The organism is Saccharothrix sp. 6-C, from assembly GCF_016695385.1.
Lineage (GTDB): Bacteria > Actinomycetota > Actinomycetes > Mycobacteriales > Pseudonocardiaceae > Actinosynnema > Actinosynnema texasense.
The window spans coordinates 6,780,367-6,801,763 of the sequence record NZ_CP064192.1 but is presented as its reverse complement, the minus strand read 5'-3'; the positions used below and the strand labels follow the sequence as shown (position 1 = coordinate 6,801,763).

Annotated in this window: 23 protein-coding genes; 17 read left to right on the top strand and 6 right to left on the bottom strand. The window is 71.1% G+C overall.

Annotated features, from left to right (window positions below):
• Positions 1-66 precede the first annotated feature (66 nt).
• The 15 genes from IOD16_RS28735 (at position 67) to ileS (ending at position 15,615) form a co-directional block, all read left to right on the top strand.
• A complete protein-coding gene (locus IOD16_RS28735; protein WP_201436852.1) occupies positions 67-912 on the top strand; it encodes a helix-turn-helix domain-containing protein in 846 nt (281 codons plus the stop codon).
• Positions 913-931: 19 nt separating this feature from the next.
• Positions 932-1,162: a DUF397 domain-containing protein gene (locus IOD16_RS28730; protein WP_201436851.1), complete on the top strand. Its 231-nt coding sequence runs from the start codon at positions 932-934 to the stop codon at positions 1,160-1,162.
• A 61-nt stretch (positions 1,163-1,223) separates the two neighbouring features.
• Entirely contained in the window at positions 1,224-2,669 is a 1,446-nt protein-coding gene (gene ftsW, locus IOD16_RS28725; protein ID WP_201436850.1) for a putative lipid II flippase FtsW, read from the top strand.
• A gap of 40 nt (positions 2,670-2,709) precedes the next feature.
• Positions 2,710-3,813: an undecaprenyldiphospho-muramoylpentapeptide beta-N-acetylglucosaminyltransferase gene (gene murG, locus IOD16_RS28720; RefSeq protein WP_442978065.1), complete on the top strand. Its 1,104-nt coding sequence runs from the start codon at positions 2,710-2,712 to the stop codon at positions 3,811-3,813.
• Positions 3,810-5,207, top strand: coding sequence for a UDP-N-acetylmuramate--L-alanine ligase (gene murC / locus IOD16_RS28715; RefSeq protein WP_201436849.1), 1,398 nt, complete (start codon positions 3,810-3,812; stop codon positions 5,205-5,207). Before murG ends, murC begins: the two co-directional genes overlap by 4 nt.
• Positions 5,208-5,384: 177 nt before the next feature.
• Positions 5,385-6,029 (top strand): cell division protein FtsQ/DivIB, encoded by a 645-nt coding sequence (locus IOD16_RS28710; protein WP_236594441.1) that lies wholly within the window; start codon positions 5,385-5,387, stop codon positions 6,027-6,029.
• Between the two features lie 103 nt (positions 6,030-6,132).
• On the top strand, positions 6,133-6,645 hold the full coding sequence (locus IOD16_RS28705) for a DinB family protein (RefSeq protein ID WP_201436847.1): 513 nt from the start codon (positions 6,133-6,135) through the stop codon (positions 6,643-6,645).
• Positions 6,646-6,854: 209 nt separating this feature from the next.
• Positions 6,855-8,186, top strand: a complete 1,332-nt coding sequence (ftsZ, locus tag IOD16_RS28700; protein WP_201436846.1) for a cell division protein FtsZ — start codon at positions 6,855-6,857, stop codon at positions 8,184-8,186.
• 250 nt (positions 8,187-8,436) lie between these two features.
• Positions 8,437-9,141 carry a peptidoglycan editing factor PgeF gene (pgeF, locus tag IOD16_RS28695; RefSeq protein ID WP_123746112.1) on the top strand — a complete coding sequence of 235 codons (705 nt, stop codon included), beginning with the start codon at positions 8,437-8,439 and terminating at the stop codon, positions 9,139-9,141.
• Positions 9,138-9,836: a YggS family pyridoxal phosphate-dependent enzyme gene (locus tag IOD16_RS28690; RefSeq protein WP_201436845.1), complete on the top strand. Its 699-nt coding sequence runs from the start codon at positions 9,138-9,140 to the stop codon at positions 9,834-9,836. The genes pgeF and IOD16_RS28690 overlap by 4 nt, the downstream gene beginning before the upstream one ends.
• Positions 9,837-9,907: 71 nt before the next feature.
• Positions 9,908-10,525 carry a cell division protein SepF gene (locus IOD16_RS28685; RefSeq protein WP_123746114.1) on the top strand — a complete coding sequence of 206 codons (618 nt, stop codon included), beginning with the start codon at positions 9,908-9,910 and terminating at the stop codon, positions 10,523-10,525.
• A 20-nt stretch (positions 10,526-10,545) separates the two neighbouring features.
• Complete coding sequence (locus IOD16_RS28680; RefSeq protein ID WP_033437765.1) at positions 10,546-10,830, top strand: YggT family protein; 285 nt, start codon at positions 10,546-10,548, stop codon at positions 10,828-10,830.
• A gap of 45 nt (positions 10,831-10,875) precedes the next feature.
• Positions 10,876-11,691 (top strand): DivIVA-like cell division protein Wag31, encoded by an 816-nt coding sequence (wag31, locus tag IOD16_RS28675; RefSeq protein ID WP_073899667.1) that lies wholly within the window; start codon positions 10,876-10,878, stop codon positions 11,689-11,691.
• 28 nt (positions 11,692-11,719) lie between these two features.
• The gene (locus IOD16_RS28670; RefSeq protein WP_201436844.1) at positions 11,720-12,244 is read left to right on the top strand and encodes a hypothetical protein; all 525 of its coding nucleotides are present in this window, start codon (positions 11,720-11,722) and stop codon (positions 12,242-12,244) included.
• Between the two features lie 263 nt (positions 12,245-12,507).
• Positions 12,508-15,615, top strand: a complete 3,108-nt coding sequence (gene ileS / locus IOD16_RS28665; RefSeq protein ID WP_201436843.1) for an isoleucine--tRNA ligase — start codon at positions 12,508-12,510, stop codon at positions 15,613-15,615.
• Between the two features lie 56 nt (positions 15,616-15,671).
• Here ileS and IOD16_RS28660 read toward each other — a convergent pair whose 3' ends face one another.
• From IOD16_RS28660 to IOD16_RS28645, 4 genes are all read right to left on the bottom strand, one after another.
• Positions 15,672-16,235, bottom strand: coding sequence for a snapalysin family zinc-dependent metalloprotease (locus IOD16_RS28660; protein ID WP_123746117.1), 564 nt, complete (start codon positions 16,233-16,235; stop codon positions 15,672-15,674).
• A 281-nt stretch (positions 16,236-16,516) separates the two neighbouring features.
• Positions 16,517-17,083 carry an RNA polymerase sigma factor gene (locus IOD16_RS28655; RefSeq protein ID WP_170185472.1) on the bottom strand — a complete coding sequence of 189 codons (567 nt, stop codon included), beginning with the start codon at positions 17,081-17,083 and terminating at the stop codon, positions 16,517-16,519.
• Between the two features lie 98 nt (positions 17,084-17,181).
• A complete protein-coding gene (locus IOD16_RS28650; RefSeq protein ID WP_123746119.1) occupies positions 17,182-17,742 on the bottom strand; it encodes an RNA polymerase sigma factor in 561 nt (186 codons plus the stop codon).
• Between the two features lie 68 nt (positions 17,743-17,810).
• Complete coding sequence (locus tag IOD16_RS28645; RefSeq protein ID WP_201436842.1) at positions 17,811-18,272, bottom strand: SRPBCC family protein; 462 nt, start codon at positions 18,270-18,272, stop codon at positions 17,811-17,813.
• A 60-nt stretch (positions 18,273-18,332) separates the two neighbouring features.
• Here IOD16_RS28645 and IOD16_RS28640 point away from each other — a divergent pair, with 60 nt between their 5' ends.
• Both IOD16_RS28640 and IOD16_RS28635 read left to right on the top strand, forming a co-directional pair.
• Entirely contained in the window at positions 18,333-18,881 is a 549-nt protein-coding gene (locus tag IOD16_RS28640; RefSeq protein ID WP_201436841.1) for a TetR/AcrR family transcriptional regulator, read from the top strand.
• On the top strand, positions 18,874-19,155 hold the full coding sequence (locus tag IOD16_RS28635) for a DUF167 domain-containing protein (protein WP_201436840.1): 282 nt from the start codon (positions 18,874-18,876) through the stop codon (positions 19,153-19,155). Before IOD16_RS28640 ends, IOD16_RS28635 begins: the two co-directional genes overlap by 8 nt.
• Here IOD16_RS28635 and IOD16_RS28630 read toward each other — a convergent pair.
• Together IOD16_RS28630 and IOD16_RS28625 are read right to left on the bottom strand one after the other, a co-directional pair.
• Positions 19,152-20,150, bottom strand: coding sequence for an IS481 family transposase (locus IOD16_RS28630; RefSeq protein WP_201436839.1), 999 nt, complete (start codon positions 20,148-20,150; stop codon positions 19,152-19,154). The genes IOD16_RS28635 and IOD16_RS28630 overlap by 4 nt on opposite strands.
• 119 nt (positions 20,151-20,269) lie before the next feature.
• The gene (locus IOD16_RS28625) at positions 20,270-21,217 is read right to left on the bottom strand and encodes a M28 family metallopeptidase (RefSeq protein WP_201436838.1); all 948 of its coding nucleotides are present in this window, start codon (positions 21,215-21,217) and stop codon (positions 20,270-20,272) included.
• Positions 21,218-21,397: the final 180 nt, after the last annotated feature.

Below are 21,397 nucleotides of genomic sequence, written 5' to 3'. Positions count from 1 at the left end.
ACGGCAATCTGCATATCCGCAGAAGTTCACCCGATCAGTGGTCCTGATTCCCGCTAATGTCGCACCATGCCGCAGAACCAAGGCCCGGGAGTCCGGCGGCGCGTCCTGGCGAGCGCGCTGACCCAACTCCGCGAAGAGGCAGGGCTCGACTTCGACGACGTGGTCGAGAACCTGGGTTACTCGAAGTCGAAGATCAGCCGCATCGAGTCCGCGTACACCGGTGTGTCCATAGTAGACACCCGGGCGCTGGCCGATCTCTACGGGGCCGATGCCGAGAAGACCGCCTGGTTGCTGCGGTTGGCCAAGGTCGCGAAGAAGCGCGGCTGGTGGCACGTGTACGGCGATGTCCTGTTCGACTGGTTCTCCGAGTACGTGGTCCTGGAGTCCGAAGCGGTCGCCATCGACACCTTCGAGATCGACCTCATCCCGGGCCTGTTCCAAACCCCGGCCTACGCCCGGTGGGTCATGCGCGCGCGAACGCCGGACGCGACCGACGACGTGCTCCACAAGCGAGTCGAATTGCGTCAAACCCGCCAGCGCCGGGTCGAGGACGGCTCGCTCGCCGTGTGGGCGATCCTCGACGAGGCGGCCCTCCGGCGGTCGGTCGGCGGTCGGGATGTGCAGGAGGAGCAGCTCGTGCACCTGCTCAAGCTGGCTGAACTGCCTAATGTGACCTTGCAGGTCCTGCCATTCGGCAAAGGACAACACATGGCGATGGGAACTGCCTTCACCATGCTCAAGTTCGTGGACTTGCCGAGCGTCATCTACATCGACAACCTGACCGGTGGCCTATATTTGGACGAAGCCGCCGAGGTCGAGCGGTATAGCCTGGTGATGGATCACCTGCGAGCCACGGCCCTCGACCCACAGGAGTCGGTTGCGCTGATCAGGCGGGCGATCGGAGACCTCTAGCTCGGCCGAGGAGAACGCGATGTGGTCGGAGTGGCGCAAGGGCAGCCGCAGCAACGGCACGGGCAACTGCGTCGAGGTGGCCATATGGCGCAAGAGCAGCCGTAGCAACGGCGCGGGCGGCAACTGCGTCGAGGTGGCCGTTTCGGCTGACGCGTTCCGGGTCCGGGACAGCAAGAACACCTCCGGGCCGGTCCTGGAGTTCGACGGCCGGGCCATGGCGCTCTTCCTGGCCGGTGTCAAGCGGGGATGAATCTCGCTGACACGCGGCCGATAGGCGCGTCTCACCGGCTCGCGCGGGAGACGATGGGCGCATGACTGCGGTGGACCGGAAGCCGGTGGGGGAGCGACCGCCCAGGGCGCCGCGCGCCAAGCGCGCGGTGCGGACGTCGTTGACCGCTTGGCTGGGTCGTCCGCTGGCGGACTTCCACCTGCTGCTCGCGATCTTCGGCGTGCTGACCGTGCTCGGCCTGATCATGGTGCTGTCCGCGTCCGCGCCGGGCGAGGTGGCGGTCGGCGCGTCGGCCTACAGCGTGTTCAAGAAGCAACTGCTGTACGTGGGCGTCGGCGCGGTCGTCTTCCTGGTCGTCCTGCGCGTACCGCTGCGCACGATCCGGCACGGCAGCACGATGGCGATGCTCGTCTGCGTGATCCTCCTGGTCCTGGTCCTCACCCCGCTGGGGACGACGGACTTCGGCGCGCAGTCCTGGTTCAAGGTCGGACCGGCCTCGTTCCAGCCGATCGAACCGGCGAAGCTCGCCCTCGCGCTGTGGGGCGCGCACGTCCTGGTGACCAAGCGCGCCCTGCTCGACCAGTACCGGCACCTGCTGGTCCCGGTCGTGCCGGTGGCGATGCTGGTGTTCGCGCTGGTGATGCTGCAACCCGACCTCGGCGGCACGATCACGCTCGGTGTCGTGCTGATCAGCCTGCTGTGGTTCGTCGGCGCGCCCGCGCGGATCTTCGGGATCATCGCGATCGGCGCGGTCACCGGCGCGCTGGTGCTGGCGCTCGGCGCGGACTACCGGCTGGAACGCGTGCAGACCTTCCTGAACCCGGAAGCGGACCCGCAGGGCTCCGGCCTCCAGGCGTTGCAGGCGATGTACGCGTTGGCGGAGGGCGGGTTCTTCGGCAAGGGCCTCACCAACGGCAGCTCCAAGTGGCGCTACCTGCCGAACGTGCACAGCGACTTCATCTTCGCCGTCATCGGCGAGGAGCTGGGCTTCATCGGCTGCGTCCTGGTCCTCGGCCTGTTCGCCCTGCTCGCGGTGGTCGGCCTGCGGATCGCGGCGCGCAACACCGACCCGTGGATCCGCATGGTGTCGGCGACGCTGACGGTGTGGCTGGTCGCGCAGGCCGCGATCAACATCGGCTACGTCGTGCGGTTGCTGCCGGTCACCGGCATCACCTTGCCGATGATCTCCTCCGGCGGCACGTCGGTCGTCACGACGATGTTCGTGTTCGGCATCCTCGCCAACTGCGCGCGGCACGAGCCGGAAGCGGTCTCGGCGTTGCGGTCCCTCGGACCAGGCCGGGTCGGCGGCGTGCTGAAGCTGCCCGCGCCCGTGGTCTACAAGCCGCCGCCGAAGCGGCGTCCCGTGCGGCCGTCGCCGCCACCCCGCGGCCGCAAGGCCGCCCCGCCGCCCGTGGACGAGCGGAGGATGGCCGGCCGTCACGCTCCGCCGTCGGAGTACCGTCGTCGCGAATCCCGAAAGGCCGGCCAGGACCGGGACGCGCGGTCCAGGCGGCGTGACGGGCGTTAGCGGTACCGGACAGCGGTACACCGACGCGAGGAGGAAATGCGTGACCGGGGTTCCCCAGCAGGCCGGACCGTGCGTGGTGGTCGCCGGAGGCGGCACCGCCGGGCACATCGAGCCAGCCCTGGCCCTGGCCGACGCGGTCATGCGGCTTCGGCCCGACGCGCGGGTCGTCGCGCTCGGCACAGAGCGTGGCCTGGAGAGCAGACTCGTGCCCGCTCGCGGCTACCCGCTGGAGCTGATCCCGCCGGTGCCCATGCCGCGCAAGCCGACGCCGGACCTGCTCAAGCTGCCGCTGCGGGTGCGTGGCGCCGTGAAGCACACCCGTGAGGTGCTGGAACGGGTCCGCGCCGACGTCGTGGTGGGCTTCGGCGGCTACGTGGCGCTGCCCGCCTACCTCGCCGCGCGCGGCCGGGTGCCGATCGTCGTGCACGAGGCCAACGCCAAGGCGGGCCTGGCCAACAAGGTCGGCGCGAAGTTCGCCGCCCGGGTCGCCGCCGCGGTGCCCGACTCGGGCCTGACCGACGCCGAGATCATCGGCATCCCGCTGCGCTACTCGATCACCTCCCTCAAGCGCGCCGAGCTGCGCCAGCAGGCCCGCGCCCACTTCGGGCTGCACCCCACCGCGCCGACGCTGCTGGTGTTCGGCGGCTCGCAGGGCGCCCGGTCGATCAACAACGCGGTGTCCGGCGCCGCGTCCGCGTTCGCGCAGGCCGGTATCGGCGTGCTGCACGCGCACGGGCCCAAGAACACGGTCGCGGTGCAGTCGGTGCCGGGCGCGCCGCCGTACGTGCCGGTGCCGTACCTGGACCGCATGGACCTCGCCTACGCGGCGGCGGACGCGGTGCTGTGCCGGTCCGGCGCGATGACGGTGGCCGAGGTGTCCGCCGTGGGTCTGCCCGCCGTGTTCGTGCCGCTGCCCATCGGCAACGGCGAGCAGTCGCTCAACGCGGGGCCCGTGGTCGCCGCCGGCGGTGGCCTGCTGGTGCCCGACGAGCAGCTGACGCCGGAGTGGATCTCGGCGAACGTGGTCCCGCTGGTCGCCGACCGCAACCGGCTGGCCGCGATGACCACGGCCACGCTGAGCACCGGCCACCGCGAGGCGGACGAGGTGCTGGCCCGCATCGTGCTCGAGGTGATCGAGAAGTGAGCGACGTCCTGGACCGCGTGCACCTCGTCGGCATCGGCGGGGCGGGCATGAGCGGCATCGCCCGGATCCTGCTCGCCCGGGGCGCGCAGGTGTCCGGCTCGGACGCCAAGGACTCGCGCACCGTGCTCGCGCTGCGCGCGCAGGGCGCGGCGATCGCCGTCGGCCACGCCGGCGCGAACCTCGACCAACTGCCCGACGGGCCCACGGCGGTCGTGGTGTCCACCGCGATCCGCGAGGACAACCCGGAGCTGGTGGAGGCCCGCGCCCGCGGCGCCGTCGTGCTGCGGCGGGCCGAGGCGCTGGCCGCGCTGATGCTCGACCACCGGGTGGCCTGCGTGGCCGGCACGCACGGCAAGACGTCCACCACGTCCATGCTCACGGTCGCGTTGCAGCACTGCCGGATGGACCCGTCGTTCGCCATCGGCGGCGACCTCAACGAGTCCGGCGCGAACGCCCACCAGGGCACCGGCGGCGTGTTCGTCGCCGAGGCCGACGAGAGCGACGGCTCGTTCCTGTTCTTCTCGCCCTCGGTCGCGGTGGTGACCAACGTCGAGGCCGACCACCTCGACCACCACGGCACCGTCGAGGCGTACGTGGCGGTGTTCGACTCGTTCCTGGAACGCGTCCAGCCCGGCGGCGTGCTGATCGCGTGCGCGGACGACCCCGGCTCGGCGGCGTTGGCCGAACGGGCCGCGAAGCTCGGCATCCGGGTCCGGACGTACGGCCGCACGGCCACCGGCGACGGCTCCGCCCGCCTGGTCGACTACCGGCCAGCCGACTCCGGCGGCATCGCCGCGGTCGAGCTGGACGGTGAGGTCGTCGACGTGCGCGTGGCCGTGCCGGGCGAGCACATGGCCGGCAACGCCATCGCCGCCCTGGTCGCGGCGCTGGAGCTCGGCGCGGACCGCGAAGGCGTGCTGGCCGGGCTGGCCGCGTTCGGTGGCGTCCGGCGGCGGTTCGAGTTCAAGGGTCAGGCCGGGGGCGTGCGGGTCTACGACGACTACGCCCACCACCCCACCGAGGTCGCCGCCCAGATCGCCGCCGCCCGGCCCGTCGCGGGAGACGGGAAGCTGGTCGTGGTGTTCCAACCGCACCTGTACTCGCGGACCAGGCTGTTCGCCGAGGAGTTCGCCGCCGCGCTCGGCACGGCCGACCGCGTCGTCGTGCTCGACGTCTACGGCGCGCGGGAGGAACCGGAGCTCGGCGTCACCGGCGCGCTGGTGTCGGGCCTGGTGCCGTTGAACGTCGGCGAGGTCGTCTACGAGCCGTCGTTCGACCGGGTGCCCGCGCTGGTCGCGAGCATGGTCGGCGAGGGCGACGTGGTGGTGACCATGGGCGCGGGCGACGTGACCATGCTGGGGCCGGAGATCGTCGGCGAGCTGGACCGGGCATGAGCGGGCTCGCGAGCGGAACACCCGGCGTCCTCGCCGCGACGAGCGCCGGCGAGGCGTGACATGAGCACACAGGCGGCGCGTCGTCGCCCGAGCTCCCCGGGTGGCCCGGGGTCCCGGCCGGCGGCGCGCCGACGCCCGACCCGACGTCCGACGCGGGCCGACCGGTACCGGCGCAAGGTGGTCCGCCGCCGGCTCGGCGCGGTCCTCGCGATGTTCGTCGTGACCGTCGTCATCTGCACGGTCTGGTTCACCCCCGCGCTCGGCGTCCGCGAGGTGGAGGTGCTCGGCCTCGCCGACCTCACCGTCGACGAGGTCCGCACCGCCGCCGCGATCGAGCCCGGCACGCCGCTGGTGCGGCTGGACGTCGACGCGGTCGCCGCCCGGGTCCGCGAGCTGCCGCGCGTCGCCGGTGTGGAGGTCGAGCGGGTCGTGCCGGGCACCGTGCGGCTCACCGTGGACGAGCGGCAACCGGTCGCGGTGGTCGTCGCGCCCGAGGGCGCGCACCTGGTCGACGTGACCGGCAAGGACTACGCGACCGTCGTGCAGCCGCCGGACGGCCTGCCGGAGCTGAACGTGTCGCCGGACGCGGTCGCGGCGGCGGTGTCCGTGCTCACCCAGGTGCCCGAGGCGTTGCGCGAGGACGTGCTGAGCGTCACCGCGGATTCACCCCTGGACATCCGGCTGATGCTCAGCGGCGACCGCGAAGCCCGCTGGGGCTCGCCCGCCGACACCCCGCGCAAGGCCGCCGTGCTGGACGTCCTGATGACCCGCAAGGGCACCATGTTCGACGTGTCCAGCCCCGAGTTGCCCACCGTCTCGTAAATGCGACGGCGTCTCGCAAACCCCGGGCGGCGGTGAAACCCGCCACACGGCGCATCCGCGAAAGTCGATCGTCCCGGCGTGGTCCCGCAGTGATACTTCGGGCATGACGCAGACGCCGGTGGACAACCGGATCCAACTTCCGCACACCGGTGACGAACGCGCCCTGCTCACCGGTTTCCTCGACTTCCTGCGCGGCACGATCGAGTTCAAGTGCGCCGGGCTGTCCACCGAGGACGCCGCGCGCCCGGTGCTCCCCTCGCAGCTCAACACGGCCGCGGGCATCGTCAAGCACCTGCGGTGGGTCGAGCACTTCTGGTTCGAGGTGGCCCTGTCCGGACGGCCCTCGCGCGCGCCATACACCCGGGAGGACCCGGACGCCGATTGGCGCGTCGAGCCGGGGGAGACGATCTCGGGATTGATCGCCGACTACGCTGAGCAGTGCACGGTGAGTCGGGAACTCCTCGCGGACCTCGACCTCGACCACGAGGTGGCGTTCCGCGGGGACGATCGGCTTTCCGCGCGCTGGGTGCTGATCCACATGATCGAGGAAACGGGTCGGCACGCGGGACACCTGGACGTGGTGCGGGAACTGCTCGACGGGATGACCGGCGAGTAGGGACCGCTCACCCGGTCAGGACACAACACGGCGTGGCTGCTGGACCGAGGCATTCGCGATGCATAACGTCCAGCAGGAACATACGGGGTTGACATAACTCTGAACCTCTGGTTGAGAGTTTCAATCCGGGTGGAGATCCGTCCGGGCTGTGACACCGGTGGTCATCCACTCCAGCACATGAGCACGGACACGATCAGGAAGGCGGACCGATGACGCCCCCGCACAACTACCTCGCGGTGATAAAGGTCGTCGGCATCGGCGGTGGCGGTGTCAACGCCGTCAACCGCATGATCGAGGTCGGGCTCAAGGGCGTCGAGTTCATCGCGGTGAACACCGACGCCCAGGCGCTGCTCATGTCGGATGCCGACGTGAAGCTCGACATCGGCCGCGAACTCACCCGCGGCCTCGGTGCAGGCGCCAACCCCGAAGTCGGCCACAAGGCCGCCGAAGACCACCGCGAAGAGATCGAAGAAGTCCTCAAGGGCGCGGACATGGTGTTCGTGACCGCCGGCGAAGGCGGTGGCACGGGCACCGGTGGCGCGCCCGTCGTCGCCTCGATCGCCCGCAAGCTCGGCGCGCTGACCATCGGTGTGGTCACGCGACCGTTCTCGTTCGAGGGCAAGCGCCGCGCCAAGCAGGCCGAAGAGGGCATCCAGGCGCTGCGCAACGAGTGCGACACCCTCATCGTGATCCCGAACGACCGGCTGCTGCAGCTCGGCGACATCGGCGTCTCGCTGATGGACGCGTTCCGCTCCGCGGACGAGGTGCTGCTGTCCGGTGTCCAGGGCATCACCGACCTGATCACCACGCCCGGTCTGATCAACCTGGACTTCGCCGACGTCAAGTCGGTCATGTCCGGCGCGGGCAGCGCGTTGATGGGCATCGGCTCCGCCCGAGGCGAGGGCCGGGCGGTCCAGGCCGCCCAGAAGGCGATCAACTCGCCGTTGCTGGAAGCCTCGATGGAGGGCGCGCACGGCGTGCTGCTCTCGATCGCCGGCGGCAGCGACCTCGGCCTGTTCGAGATCAACGAGTCGGCTTCGCTGGTGCAGGAAGCCGCGCACCCCGACGCGAACATCATCTTCGGCACGGTCATCGACGACTCGCTCGGTGACGAGGTCCGGGTGACGGTGATCGCGGCGGGTTTTGACAGTGGCGGGCCGACGCACAAGAAGCTGGAGCCCCAGGCTCTGTCCAGCCCGCCGCGTGGCACACCCGTGGCCTCGGCCACCGCGGGTCAGGTGACCCACACCCCGCAGCCCCAGCCGGTGCCGCAGGTCCAGCAACCGCAGCCCGTGCAGCACCAGCCGCAGCCCGTGCAGCAGGTGGAGCAGCCGGTCGTGCCTCGGCCGACCGTGCCGCAGCAGCCGCAGCCCGGCCAGGGCAACGGCCAGTCCCCGTACGCCACGCCGCAGCCGACCATGCCGAGGTCGCTGTCGCCGGGCGTGCCGGGGAACACCAGCGGGTCGTTGCCGAACCGGGCCGTGCCGGTGACGGACGACCCCGACGACGAGGTCGACGTGCCGCCCTTCATGCGTCGCTGACCCCGAGAGTCCTACCTTCACGCCGCGAGAGTCCAACGTTCACGCGTCGTGAGTCCAACGTTCAAGACCCCCGAGTTCAACGCTCAGCCGCCGCCCAGTCGGCCTGAGGACCGGACGCGGGGGTCTTGAACGTTGAATTCAAGTGTCCTGAACGTTGGACTCACGTGCCGTGGACGTTGGACTCTCGCCGCGTGGAGGTAGGACTCACGAGGCGTGAACGTTGGACTCTCGGGTCTGGGAAGCTTGGGGGGTGCGCATCCGTCGTGTCCTGACCACCCGCGAAGGCGGCGTGTCGAAACCCCCCTACGACTCCTTCAACCTCGGCGACCACGTCGGTGACGACCCGGCGGCCGTCGAGGCCAACCGGAAGCGGCTGGCCGAGGGCATCGGGCTCAGCCCGGACCGGCTGGTCTGGATGGAGCAGGTGCACGGCCGGACGGTCGGGGTCGTCGACGGGCCGGTGAGCGAGCCGCTGGAGGCCACGGACGCCGTGGTCACGACGCGGGAACGGCTCGGGCTGGTCGTGCTGACCGCCGACTGCGTGCCGGTGCTGCTCGGCGACCCCGAGGCCGGTGTGGTCGCCGCCGTCCACGCCGGACGGGTCGGCGCACGGGTCGGCGTCGTCACGGCGACCCTGGACCGCATGGTCGAGCTGGGCGCCCGCAAGGACGGGATCGAGGTCCTGCTCGGCCCGGCCGTCTGCGGCCAGTGCTACGAGGTGCCCGCGGCGATGCGCGACGACGTCGAGAAGCACCTGCCCGGCAGCGCCGCCAAGACCCGGTCCGGCAAGCCCTCCCTCGACCTGCGCGCCGGCCTCTGGCAGCAGCTCGCCGACGCGGGCGTCGGCCGGATCGGCGTCGACCCGCGCTGCACGGTGGAGGAGAAGTCCCTGTTCAGCCACCGTCGCGACCCCGGGACGGGACGGCTCGCGGGCGTCGTCTGGATGGAGCCGTGAACCGGCGCGAGGAGCTGGCCCTGTCGCTGGCGGAGGTCCGGGAACGCATCGCCAAGGCGTGCGCGGCCGCCGGAAGATCACCCGATGAGGTCGAGTTGCTGGCCGTCACCAAGACGTTCCCGGCCGAGGACGTGGCCATCCTCAGCGACCTCGGCCTCACCGCCTTCGCCGAGAACCGCGACCAGGAGGCGAGCCGCAAGACCGCCGAGTTCGCCGAGCTGCGGCCGGACGCGCCGGCGACGTGGCACATGGTCGGCTCGCTCCAGCGGAACAAGGCCAGGTCCGTCCTCCGCTGGGCCGACCGGATCGACACGGTCGACTCGGTCCGGCTCGCCGACGCCGTCGCCAAGGCCGCCACCGAACCCACCGAGGTGCTCCTCCAGGTGAGCATCGACGGGGACGTCGCCCGCGGCGGCCACCCCATCGGTGACCTTCCGCGACTGGCCGACCACGTAGCACGTTCGGGTGAACTTATTTTCCGAGGTGTGATGACCGTCGCACCCCTTGGGATGTCTCCACAGCAGGCGTTTGCCGCTCTATACGAAGCGGTAACCCGCTTGCGGGTCGATCATCCCGATGCCACCGTGATCTCGGCGGGGATGAGCGGTGACCTGGAGGATGCGATAGCGCACGGATCCACGTGCGTGCGTGTCGGAACAGCGTTGCTGGGCAGCCGGAGACTAGCCTCGCCGTAACTGTCTGGAACCTCTGGGACGGCCGCGACGTCCTTGCGGGTGGGGATTTCGGCGGAGGAAGGGCTCGAGCCATGAGCGGGTTTCACAAGCTGAAGGCCTACTTCGGGATGGTTCCCGCCGAGTACGCCGACGACCCGGCCGCCTACGAGGACGACCGGCGCTACGCGGACTACCGGTCCGAGTACGCCGACCCGGAAGAGTACGAGGCGTACCCCGAGCAGCGCACGGCGCGTCGCCGCTCGTTCAACGGCTACCGGGCCGAGCTGGACGAAGCGGACGACTACGAGCCCGACCGCGGCGCCCGCCCGCGGCGGACGTGGAGCCCGGACACGCACGGCGCGCTGGCCGTGGAGCCGCAGCGCGAGCCCGTCGGCAGGCTGCGGCCCGCCCCGGAGCCCGCGGGCAACCCGCTCGCCCGCATCACCACGCTGCACCCCCGCAGCTACAACGAGGCGCGGACGATCGGGGAGCACTACCGCGACGGCACGCCGGTGATCATGAACCTCACCGACATGAACGACGCGGACGCCAAGCGGCTGGTCGACTTCGCGGCCGGGTTGGCGTTCGCGCTGCGCGGCTCGATCGACAAGGTCACGAACAAGGTGTTCCTTCTCTCACCCCCCAACATCGACGTCACCGCGGAGGACCGGAGGCGACTCGCGGAGGGCGGGTTCCTCAGCCAGGGCTGAGTGGTGGCACAGTTGACGATGTGGATGCCCTCTGGCTCGTGGTCTACTACGTGTTGTTCTCGTTCTGGCTACTGCTCACGGCGCGTGTCGTCGTGGAACTCGTCCGTAGTTTCGCCAGGGGATGGCGGCCTGCGGGCGGGGTGGCGGTGGCGCTTGAGACCGTCTACACCGTGACCGATCCCCCGGTCCGCTTGCTGCGTCGGATCATCCCGACCGTGCGGATCGGCGGCATCGGACTGGACTTGTCCATTATTGTGCTGTTGCTGGTCGTTATCATTCTGATGCGAGTAGCCGATCCCAGGTGAGGGGACCAGGGATGTCCACAGCCCAGGAGTGCGTGAGGTGATCTGATGCCGTTGACCCCCGCGGACGTGCACAACGTCGCGTTCAGCAAGCCGCCGATTGGCAAGCGGGGCTACAACGAGGACGAGGTGGACGCGTTCCTCGACCTGGTTGAGGGCGAACTGGCCCGCCTGATCGAGGAGAACAACGACCTGCGCCAGCAGGTCGAGCAGCTCGACCAGCAGGTCGAGACCGCGCGTGCCGACCTCGAAGACGCCCGGGCGAAGGTTGCCGCGGGCGTCGGCCCGAGCCGCGTCGTGGACGAGCCCCGAAGGCTCGCTCCGGTGCCGCCCCCTTCGGCGTTGGAGCAGACATCGCCCGGTGGTGGTGGCGACCACCACGTCCAGGCCGCCAAGGTCCTCGGACTGGCCCAGGAGATGGCAGACCGGCTCACCGGCGAGGCCAAGGCCGAGGCCGACGGGATGCTGTCGGAGGCCAGGACCAAGTCGGAGCAGCTGTTGTCCGAGGCGCGAGCCAAGGCCGACACGATGGTCAACGAGGCGCGCACGCGTGCCGAGACCATGCTGAACGACGCGCGGACCCGCGCCGAGACGTTGGAGCGGCAGGCCCGTGAGAAGGCCAGCGCGCTCGACCGCGACGCGCAGCGCAAGCACGCCGAGGTGATGGGCAACATCACCCAGGAGAAGAACACGCTCGAGAAGCAGATCGACAAGCTGCAGACCTTCGAGCGCGAGTACCGGACGAGGCTCAAGACGATGCTCGAGTCGTCGCTGCGCGACCTGCAGGACCGCGGCCCCGCCGCGCCGTCCGACGGCCGTCAGCAGGGTGGTTACTCGTTCGGGGCGCGTGCTGAGGCCGGCTGATCGGCGTTGCTGATCTAGTCTGCTCGACGTGCTGTACATAGTCCTGCTGTTGGTGCTGGCAGCCCTGGGGTTGCTCGTGCCCGCGCTGACCAGCGCCCAGACTCATTGGGCCTGGTTGTCCGTGGGTGCGAGCGGGGCCGCTGCCGCGGTTCTGGTGCTCGACTGGTGGCTTCGCCGCCGGACGGGCGCCAGGGCTGCCGGCGCCGCAGTTGTTGATCACCAGGTTAGCGCCGGCGATCGGCGGGAGGCGCCGCGGGGTGCCGGGGACGAAGCCCTGCGAAGTCCGCCCGACCAGGCACTTCTCGAGCCTGCCGAGGAGGACGCGGACGCGGCCGACGCCCTGGTCGTGAGCGAGCTCACGGACGAGGTCCGGGTGCTGGACGAGCGTCCTCGCTACCACCTCGCCGACTGCTCCTGGCTCGCCTCGCGGGCGTCGCTGGGCCTGCCGGTCGACGAGGCCCGACACCTGGGCTTCACGCCGTGCGCGGTGTGCCGCCCGGACGCCGGGCTCGCGGCCCGCAAGCGGACCGCGGACCGGTCGGCAGCCGACTGACCCGCCCGCCCGAGGGGGAACCCGCGCAAAGCGGTTGCGCCGTTCGGCTACCCTGGGTGGCAGCACGGCGTTGATCCGGCCATCACCGGGGAGCCTCCGGAGGAACGGGCGCGCGCCCCAGTAGAACCGGACGGGAGCGGCCCGTCACAGCCGTCGAAGAGAGGCCAGTGCCTTCGCGCCCTGGCAAGCGGGGTGGTACCGCGGTGCGCCTGACCGGCGTGTCGTCCCCGTGAGCCGGTTGGACGCACGCGAGGAGCAGCACGATGGCCTACCCGAAGGCAGGCGAGGGTTCCGTTCCCTCCCAGCCGTCCTTCCCCGCCCTCGAGGAGGGCGTCCTCGACTTCTGGAAGTCCGACCGGACGTTCCAGGCCTCGATCGACGCGCGCCCGGCCGGGGACAACGGGGTGAACGAGTTCGTCTTCTACGACGGCCCGCCGTTCGCCAACGGCCTGCCGCACTACGGCCACCTGCTCACCGGTTACGTCAAGGACCTCATCCCGCGCTACCAGACCATGCGCGGCAAGCACGTGGAGCGCCGCTTCGGCTGGGACACCCACGGCCTGCCCGCCGAGGTCGAGGCGGAGAAGCAGCTCGGGTTCTCGTCCAAGAGCGAGATCGAGGCGTTCGGGATCGAGAAGTTCAACGAGGCGTGCCGCACGTCGGTGCTGCGCTACACCGACCAGTGGCGCGAGTACGTGACCCGGCAGGCCCGCTGGGTGGACTTCGACAACGACTACAAGACCCTCGACCTGGACTACATGGAAAGCGTCATGTGGGCCTTCAAGACCCTCTGGGACAAGGGCCTGGTCTACGAGGGCTTCCGGGTGCTCTGGTACTGCTGGCGCTGCGAGACGCCGCTGTCCAACACCGAGACCAAGATGGACGACACCTACCGGGACCGGCAGGACCCGGCGGTGACCGTCGGCCTGCGCCTGGAGACCGGCGAGCTGGCCCTCGTCTGGACGACGACGCCGTGGACGCTGCCGTCCAACCTGGCCGCCGCCGTGCACCCGGACGTCGACTACGTGGCGGTCGAGGCGAACGGCGAGCGCTACCTGCTCGCCGAGGCGCGCGTGCCCGCGTACGCCCGCGAGCTGGGCGAGGAGCCGCCGGTCGTGGCCCGGTTCAAGGGCGCCGACCTGGTCGGGCGCAAGTACGCGCCGCCGTTCGACTTCTTCGTGGGCCGGGAGAACGCGCACCAGGTGCTGGCCGCCGACTACGTCACCACCGAGGACGGCACGGGCATCGTGCACATCGCGCCCGCGTTCGGCGAGGAGGACAAGGTCGTCACCGACGCGGCGGACATCGAGGTCGTCGTGCCGGTCGACGCGCACGGCCGGTTCACCGCCGACGTGCCGCCGTACGAGGGGTTGCAGGTCTTCGAGGCCAACAAGCCGATCATCCGCGACCTGAAGGAAGCGGGCCTGCTGCTGCGCCACGAGACCTACGACCACCCGTACCCGCACTGCTGGCGGTGCGACAACCCGCTGATCCAGCGGGCGGTGTCGTCGTGGTTCGTCGCGGTGTCGCGGTTCAAGGACCGCATGGTCGAGCTGAACCAGCAGATCAACTGGGTGCCCGAGCACGTCAAGGACGGCCAGTTCGGCAAGTGGCTGGAGAACGCCCGCGACTGGAACATCTCCCGCAACCGGTTCTGGGGCTCGCCGATCCCGGTGTGGGTGTCGGACGACCCGGCTCACCCGCGGGTGGACGTCTACGGGTCGTTGGACGAGCTGGAGCGCGACTTCGGCGTGCGGCCGACCGACCTGCACCGGCCCACGATCGACGACCTGACCCGGCCGAACCCGGACGACCCGACCGGGCAGTCGGTGATGCGGCGCGTGCCCGAGGTGCTGGACTGCTGGTTCGAGTCCGGCTCGATGTCGTTCGCCCAGGTGCACTACCCGTTCGAGAACGCCCAGTGGTTCGAGGACCACTACCCGGGCGACTTCATCGTGGAGTACAACAACCAGACGCGCGGCTGGTTCTACACCATGCACGTGCTGGCCACGGCGCTGTTCGACCGGCCCGCGTTCCGCAACTGCGTGGCGCACGGGATCGTGCTGGGCGACGACGGGCAGAAGATGTCCAAGTCGCGCAAGAACTACCCCGAGGTCAACGAGGTCTTCGACCGCGACGGCTCGGACGCCATGCGCTGGTTCCTCATGGCGTCGCCGATCCTGCGCGGCGGCGACCTGGTGGTGACCGAGCGCGGCATCCGCGACGCGGTGCGCCAGGCCGTGCTGCCGCTGTGGAACTCCTGGTACTTCCTGGCGCTGTACGCCAACGCGGACGGGGTCGAGGGGCACTGGCGGACGTCGTCGGAGCACGTGCTGGACCGGTACGCGCTGGCGAAGGCGCACGACCTGGTGGCCGGGGTGACCGCGCAGCTGGACACCTACGACATCTCCGGCGCGTGCGCGTCGATCCGGGAGTTCCTGGAGGTGCTGACCAACTGGTACGTGCGGCGCTCGCGCGACCGGTTCTGGTCGGGCGACCAGGACGCGATCGACACGCTGCACACCGTGCTGGAGGTCGTGTGCCGGGTGGCGGCGCCGCTGCTGCCGCTGACCACCGAGTCGGTGTGGCGCGGGTTGACCGGCGGCCGGTCGGTGCACCTGGCCGACTACCCCTCGGCGGCGGACCTGCCCGCGGACGACGCGCTGGTGGCCGCGATGGACCAGGTGCGGCAGGTGGCGTCCACGGCGTTGTCGCTGCGCAAGTCGAACAAGCTGCGGGTGCGGCTGCCGCTGGCGAAGCTCGTGATCGCCTCCGGCGAGGTGGCGCAGCTGGAGGCGTTCACCGGGATCCTGCGGGACGAGGTGAACGTCAAGGAGGTCGAGCTCACCACGGACGTGGACGCGCACGGCCACTTCCAGCTCGCGGTCAACGCGCGGGCCGCCGGTCCCCGGCTCGGGCCGGACGTGCAGAAGGTCATCAAGGCCGTGAAGGCGGGTGACTGGCAGGAGGTGGGCGGTCGCGTCGTGGCCGCCGGGATCGAGCTGTTCCCGGAGGAGTACGAGCAGCGGCTGGTCGCCACCGACCAGGGCGCGACGGCGGCGCTGCCGAACAGCGGCGGGCTGGTCGTGCTCGACACCGTCGTGACCGAGGACCTGGCGGCCGAGGGCGTCGCCCGCGACCTGGTGCGGGTGGTGCAGCAGGCGCGCAAGGACGCCGGGCTGGACGTGTCGGACCGGATCGCGCTGACGGTGCAGCTGCCGCCGGCCGTGGAGGCCGCGGTGCGCCGGTTCGAGGCGTTCGTGAAGGAGGAGACGCTCGCCGTGTCGGTCGCCTACGGTGAGGTCGTCGAGGGCTCGGACGGCGTGGTCGGCGACGGCCAGAAGGTCAGGGTCGCGGTCGCCCGCGTCTGACCGTCCCGTCCGCCCCGGCGGGGTGGCAGGTCGAGGCCTGCCACCCCGCCGCGCGGTCAGCCGACCGCGACGGGGAGCTGCTCGTAGATCACCTTCCACTCGTAGGTGCCCGCGAAGCCGTTGGCCCACAGGCTGTTGACCCGGCTCGCCTCGGTGGAGTTCGGGTAGGCGTTGGTGCAGGACGTGCCGGGGCCGCCGCCGGACATCAGCTCCGAGCAGGGGCCGGAGTAGTGGTCGGGCAGGCCGAGGGCGTGGCCGGTCTCGTGCGCGGTGATGCGCACGACGTAGTACTGCCGCGCCTGGGTGTGGTCGATGAAGATCGTGCCCCGGCCGTGGCCGTCGGTGCTCGCCCACGAGCCGCGCGAGTCGTTGCCCTCGCGGTAGCGCAGGGTGGCCGCGGAGGCGTTCTCGACCAGCTTGACGTTCGTCACCCGGGAGTTCCAGTTGGCGGCGCCCTGGCGGATGGCGCTGCGGTAGGTGGGCGCGCTGGTGGTGTCGAAGTAGACGGTGACCGCCGCCGCGGTGGGCGGTGAGGCTTCCTCGGCCGAGGCTTGACCGCTCAGCGGGACGAAGACGGCGGACGCCGCCAAGGCCAAGGACAGAAGTGCTTTGCGCAACACGATGACTCCTCGCAAACAGGGGACTTGCAGGGGAAGCCGCGAGGCTCGTGTCTCAACGTAGGGAGCGATCCCGCCGGCAATCGCCGGTCATTCGGTTGATTCAGAAGAAAATTCACCTACCGGCTCGGCCTAGTGCCGCTTCCGCAGCGTGACCAGGGCGGTCCGGTTCGCGTGGGATGCCGGTTCTGTCTGCCGGAAACGTCCGGTGGCCGGACGGACCGCCTCTCACCGCCCGACGGCTCTCCGCGCGACATCGCGATGTCGAATTCGTCGAACGGCGCTCAGCGCACGTCGTCCTCTTCCAGCCGGGCCTTCAGCTGGGTCAGGCAACGGCCCCTCGTCGGGCCGATCGACCCCCTCGGCATCGACAGCGCCTCGGCCACGGCGCGGTACTCGGCCCGGCCCGCCAGGACGGTCAGGCGCAGCAGTTCCTGGCAGCGCCGGGGCAGGGCGTTGAACGCGTGCCAGAGGCGGCGGTCGCGGTCGTCGCGCAGGGCCTCGGGCTCCGGCAGCCAGCGGTCGCCGGGCAGGTCGACGGCCGAGTCGGTGGACAGGGCGGGGCGGCCGTTGCGGTCGCGCCAGGCCCGCTGCGCCTCGCGGCGGGTGGCCACGATCAGCCAGCCGGCCACGGCCCGCGGCTCGACCAGGCGGTCCAGGTGGCGCAGCAAACTCAGCCACACGGTCTGCACGACGTCCTCGGCGGTGCTCTGGTCGAGGCCGTTGCCCCTGGCCACGTGCCACACCAGCGGGGTCAGCTCGACGACCAGCGAGTCCAGCGCCTGCCGCGACCCGGCGCGCGCGGCCTCGACCAGCGCGGCCTGCCGCTCGTGCCTCGTCGCCTGCGCCATGATCGCCGCCACGCCGAGGGCGTCCGGACCGGGGTCCTCCGGGATGGCGTCGGCCAGTTCGGCGCGCAGGTGGTCGAGCCGGGGGTCCAGCTCGTCGGTCATGACGTCTCCTTCCCGCGCTGGGAGCCGCGCACCCGTCGGTCCTCGTTGCCGACCCGCACGCTGACCCGCGACCGCGCCTGCGACACGTACCGCCGCACGGACTCGCGCCGGCAGCCCAGCACGTCGGCGATCTCGTCGTCGTCGAAGTCCCAGAACCGCAGGACCAGCGCGGTGCGCAGGTGGTCCGGCAGGTTCGCGACCGCCGCCAGCGTGCTGACCAGCTCGTGCCACGTCTCGGCGTCCCGCTGACCGGGCAGCAGGATCCGGTACGTGCCGCGCTGCCGGGCGACGACCTCGTCGGTCAGGTCGCCCGGCCGCTCCCGCCGGCGGGCCTGGTCCACCAGCAGGTTGCGAATCGTCCTCACCAGCCAAGCACGTCGGGAACCGGGAGCGATCACCGGCCAGTGCCGCCACGCGCCGACGAACGCCTCCTGCACCGCGGACTCGTGGTCCAGGTGCGGCGACATCACCGCCGCGAAGCGGAAGAGCCGGGTGCGCTCGCGGTGGTAGAAGTCGCTGAAGGTGGCCGCGTGGTCGTCGGGATCCTCCGGCGTCACGAACCCTCCCCCCTCTGGTCCCGGTAACGGGTAGACGGACGAGACCGGGGGTTGTGGAGGAAATCCGGTCAAGCGGGTCGCTGGGCGCCCCTCCTCGACGCCCGGCGCAGCAACCGGACCCACGGCGACCACCGGGCCGGACGGGCGGGCGGGTGGCCGGCGGCGCGGGCCGCGTCGTCGAACAGGTCCTCGATCAGGGCGTCGTGCAACCACCGCACGGCCAGCGGCCAGCCCAGGCGCATCAGGCCGTGCGGCCGACCGGTGAGAGTGTGCCGCAACCCGCCGGGGACCGCTTCCAGGACGTGCGTGCCGGTGATGCCGATGCGGGGGTCGAAGGCGAACTCGACCCGCTGCCCGGGCTCGTGCGCGGTGCAGCGGTAGCGCACGAACGCGTGCCCGCCGTCCGCGCCGACGCCGAGCGGTCGGTCGAGCACGAGCGGCGGCCAGCGGTCGGAGGGCCACAGCTCGACGATCCGGTCGACCAGGCCCGCGCTGTCGGGGAACAGCCGGGTGTGCACGTTCTCGATCATCACGACACCTCTTCCGTACGGGACCGTACGGTCCATTACCGTACGGTAGCGTACGGATTCATGGCACGGCGGACGCGTGACGACTGGACCCGGGTGGCCCTGCGAGCACTGGTCGAGGGCGGGGTCGCGGCGGTCGCGGTGGAACCGCTCGCGGCGCGCATCGGCGCGACCAAGGGCAGCGCCTACTGGCACTTCCCCAACCGGGAGGCCCTGCTCAAGGCCACCCTGGAACGCTGGGAGCGCGAGCACACCGAGGCCGTGATCGAGCTGGTCGAGTCGGCGTCGGAGCCGTTGCGGCGGCTGCGGCTGCTGTTCTCGACGGTGCTGGAGGACGTCGAGCACAGCGCGGTCGAGCTGGCCATGCTCGCGGCCAAGGACGACCCGGCGGTGGCGCCGGTGCTGGGTCGCGTCACCGAGCGCCGCATCGGCTACCTGGAGGAGCTGTTCGCCGGGCTGGGCTTCGCCGCGGACGTCGCGCGCCGGCGGGCCGTGCTCGCCTACTCGGTCTACCTGGGGCAGGCGCTGCTGCTGTCGGCCGCCCCGGACCTGGTCGCGCAGCGGCGGGCGTTGCTGGAGGAGACGCTGACCGTGGTGCTGTGCCGTGGCTGACGCGCTCCGGTTCGGGGTCAGGGTCAAGCCCGGCGCGAAGCGCGAAGCCGTCGGCGGCCGGTGGGGTGACGGCGCGCTGGTCGTCGCGGTCGCCGCGCCCGCCGTGGAGGGCAAGGCGAACGAGGCCGTCCGCAAGGCGCTGGCCAAGGCGTTCGGCGTGCGCAGGCAGGACGTCGAGGTGGTCTCGGGCGAGCGCGGCCGGGACAAGGTCGTGCGGGTGGACCCCGCCCCGGCCGGCGCCGCCGAGGTGCTGGCGCGACTGCTGGACGGCTAGGTGTACTGCCCCGTGAGGTTGGGGACGCGGCTGGCGGGTGGCTGGCCTGCGAGTGCGGTGTGGCCGCGGTGGTGATTGTAGGTGTGCAGCCATCGCGGCAGCGCCGCTCGTCGTTCGGCCTCCGAGGCGTAGGGCTGGGCGTAGGCCCATTCGTCGAGCAGGGTGCGGTTGAAGCGTTCGACCTTGCCGTTGGTCTGGGGCCGGTAGGGGCGGGTGCGTTTGTGCGTGATCCCGGCACCGGTGAGGGTGTCGTGCCACAGGCGTGAGCGGTAGCAGGACCCGTTGTCGGTCAGCACCCGCTTGACCGTGATGCCGTGGGCGGCGAAGAACGCCTGTGCCCTGGTCCAGAACGCGGTCGCGGTGCCCTTGGTCTCGTCGGGCAGGATCTCGGTGTAGGCGAGCCTGCTGTGGTCGTCCACGGCGTTGTGCAGGTAGGAGTAGCCCAGGTTGGGATGGCGGTGGGTCGTGCGGGGCCGGTCGGGATCGCGATGTGCGGAGCTGTTGCGCCGACCCGCGTGCCGGCCGTGCACCCTGTGGCCGCCGCCGTCGGGGATGTTGCCGAGCTTCTTGATGTCCACGTGGACCAGGTCGCCGGGCGCGGCGTGTTCGTAGCGCCGCACCGCGCGACCGGTGGCCCGGTCCAGGTGTGACAGCCGCGCCAACCGGTAGCGGACCAGCACCCGGTGCACCGTCGAGCACACCAGGCCCAGATGTGAGGCGATCCGGGCCGGGCCCCACCGGCGCAGCACCCGCACCTTGACGATCCGCCGCTCGGTCCGGGTCGGAGTGCGGCGCGGACTCGTACGCGGACGCGAGGACCGGTCGACCATGCCCGCACCACCCTGGTCGCGGTAGCGGTCCGTCCAGCGTTTCGCGGTGGACACCGACACCTGGAACCGCTCCGCGGCCCGCCGCAACGGCCACCGGTCCTCCACGACACACCGGGCCAGGCGCAGCCTGCCCGCCGGAGTCAGCGGTGCGTTAGCGTGGGTCACGAGGGCCTCCGTCGGTCAGGTGTAGACGTCGCAATCCACACCGAACCCGGAGGCCCTCCCTCATTCCAACATCATCCGACTACGTGTCGGACCGTTCACAACCTCCCCGGACAGAACAGCTAGGCCGCCAACGTCCACAGGGTGTGCGCGATGGCGTCGGTGTTGCGGTCGAGCGCGGTCGCGTTCACGTTCGACGAGGTGTCGCACGAGCGGTGGTAGCAGCGGTCGAACGCCACCCCCGCCGAGCCGCCCCACTTCTGGGCCTGGGCGGAGGTCTTGATGCCCTCGGCGCCGGTGAACGTGCCGCCGACCGGGATGCCGGCCCGCGCGAACGCCGCGTGGTCGGACCGCCCGCCGACGCTGGTCAGCTCGGTCTGCACGCCGATCGAGCTGAAGTAGCCCTGGAGCGTCTGCTGGAGCTGGAGGGAACCCGACGGCTGGCCGGACGCGCTGTAGACGAAGTAGCCCGGATTCGGCGAGCCGATCATGTCGAAGTTGAGGTAGGCGTCGATCCGCGAGCGGTCCGTCGTAGACAGCGAGTTCACGTAGTAGGTGGAGCCGACCAGGCCCAGCTCCTCCGCGCCCCACCAGGCGAAGCGCAGGTGCTTGGTGGGCTGGAAGCCGCTGGACCGCACGGCCAGCGCGACCTCCAGCAGCCCGGCCGAGCCGGTGCCGTTGTCGTTGATGCCGGGGCCCGCCGACACGCTGTCGAGGTGCCCGCCGAGCATGACCACGTTGTCCAGGTCGCCACCGGGCCAGTCGGCGATCAGGTTGTAGCCGGTGGCGCCGCTGCTGGTGAACGACTGGACCCTGGTCGTGAACCCGGCGGCGTCCAGCTTGGACTTCACCCAGTTCACCGAGGCCAGGTAGCCGGGACGGCCGTGCGCCCGGTTGCCGCCGTTCGAGGTGGCGATGCTCTGGAGCTGGGCCAGGTCGGCCTGGACGGCGGAGACCGGGATGTTCGGCCCGGCCAGGGCGGTCGGCGGCGCGGCGGTGGCCGAGCCGAGGCCTGAGCCGAGGAGCGCGCCGGTGGTGACCAGCGCGATGGAGATCGTTCGCAACTTCACGGTGTCTCCCGCGGGGATGGGTGTCTCTCGGAGGGAACGGGGGAGTTGACCGGGGCGGCGGACCCTGTTGTCAACATGCACGGTTTCGCATGGTTCGCGCTAGCGACGTTCGGCTGGTGACGCTCCGTGCGGTGCCGGATTCGTCCATTTCGGTATCACCGGGGAGAATGACCCTGTCGG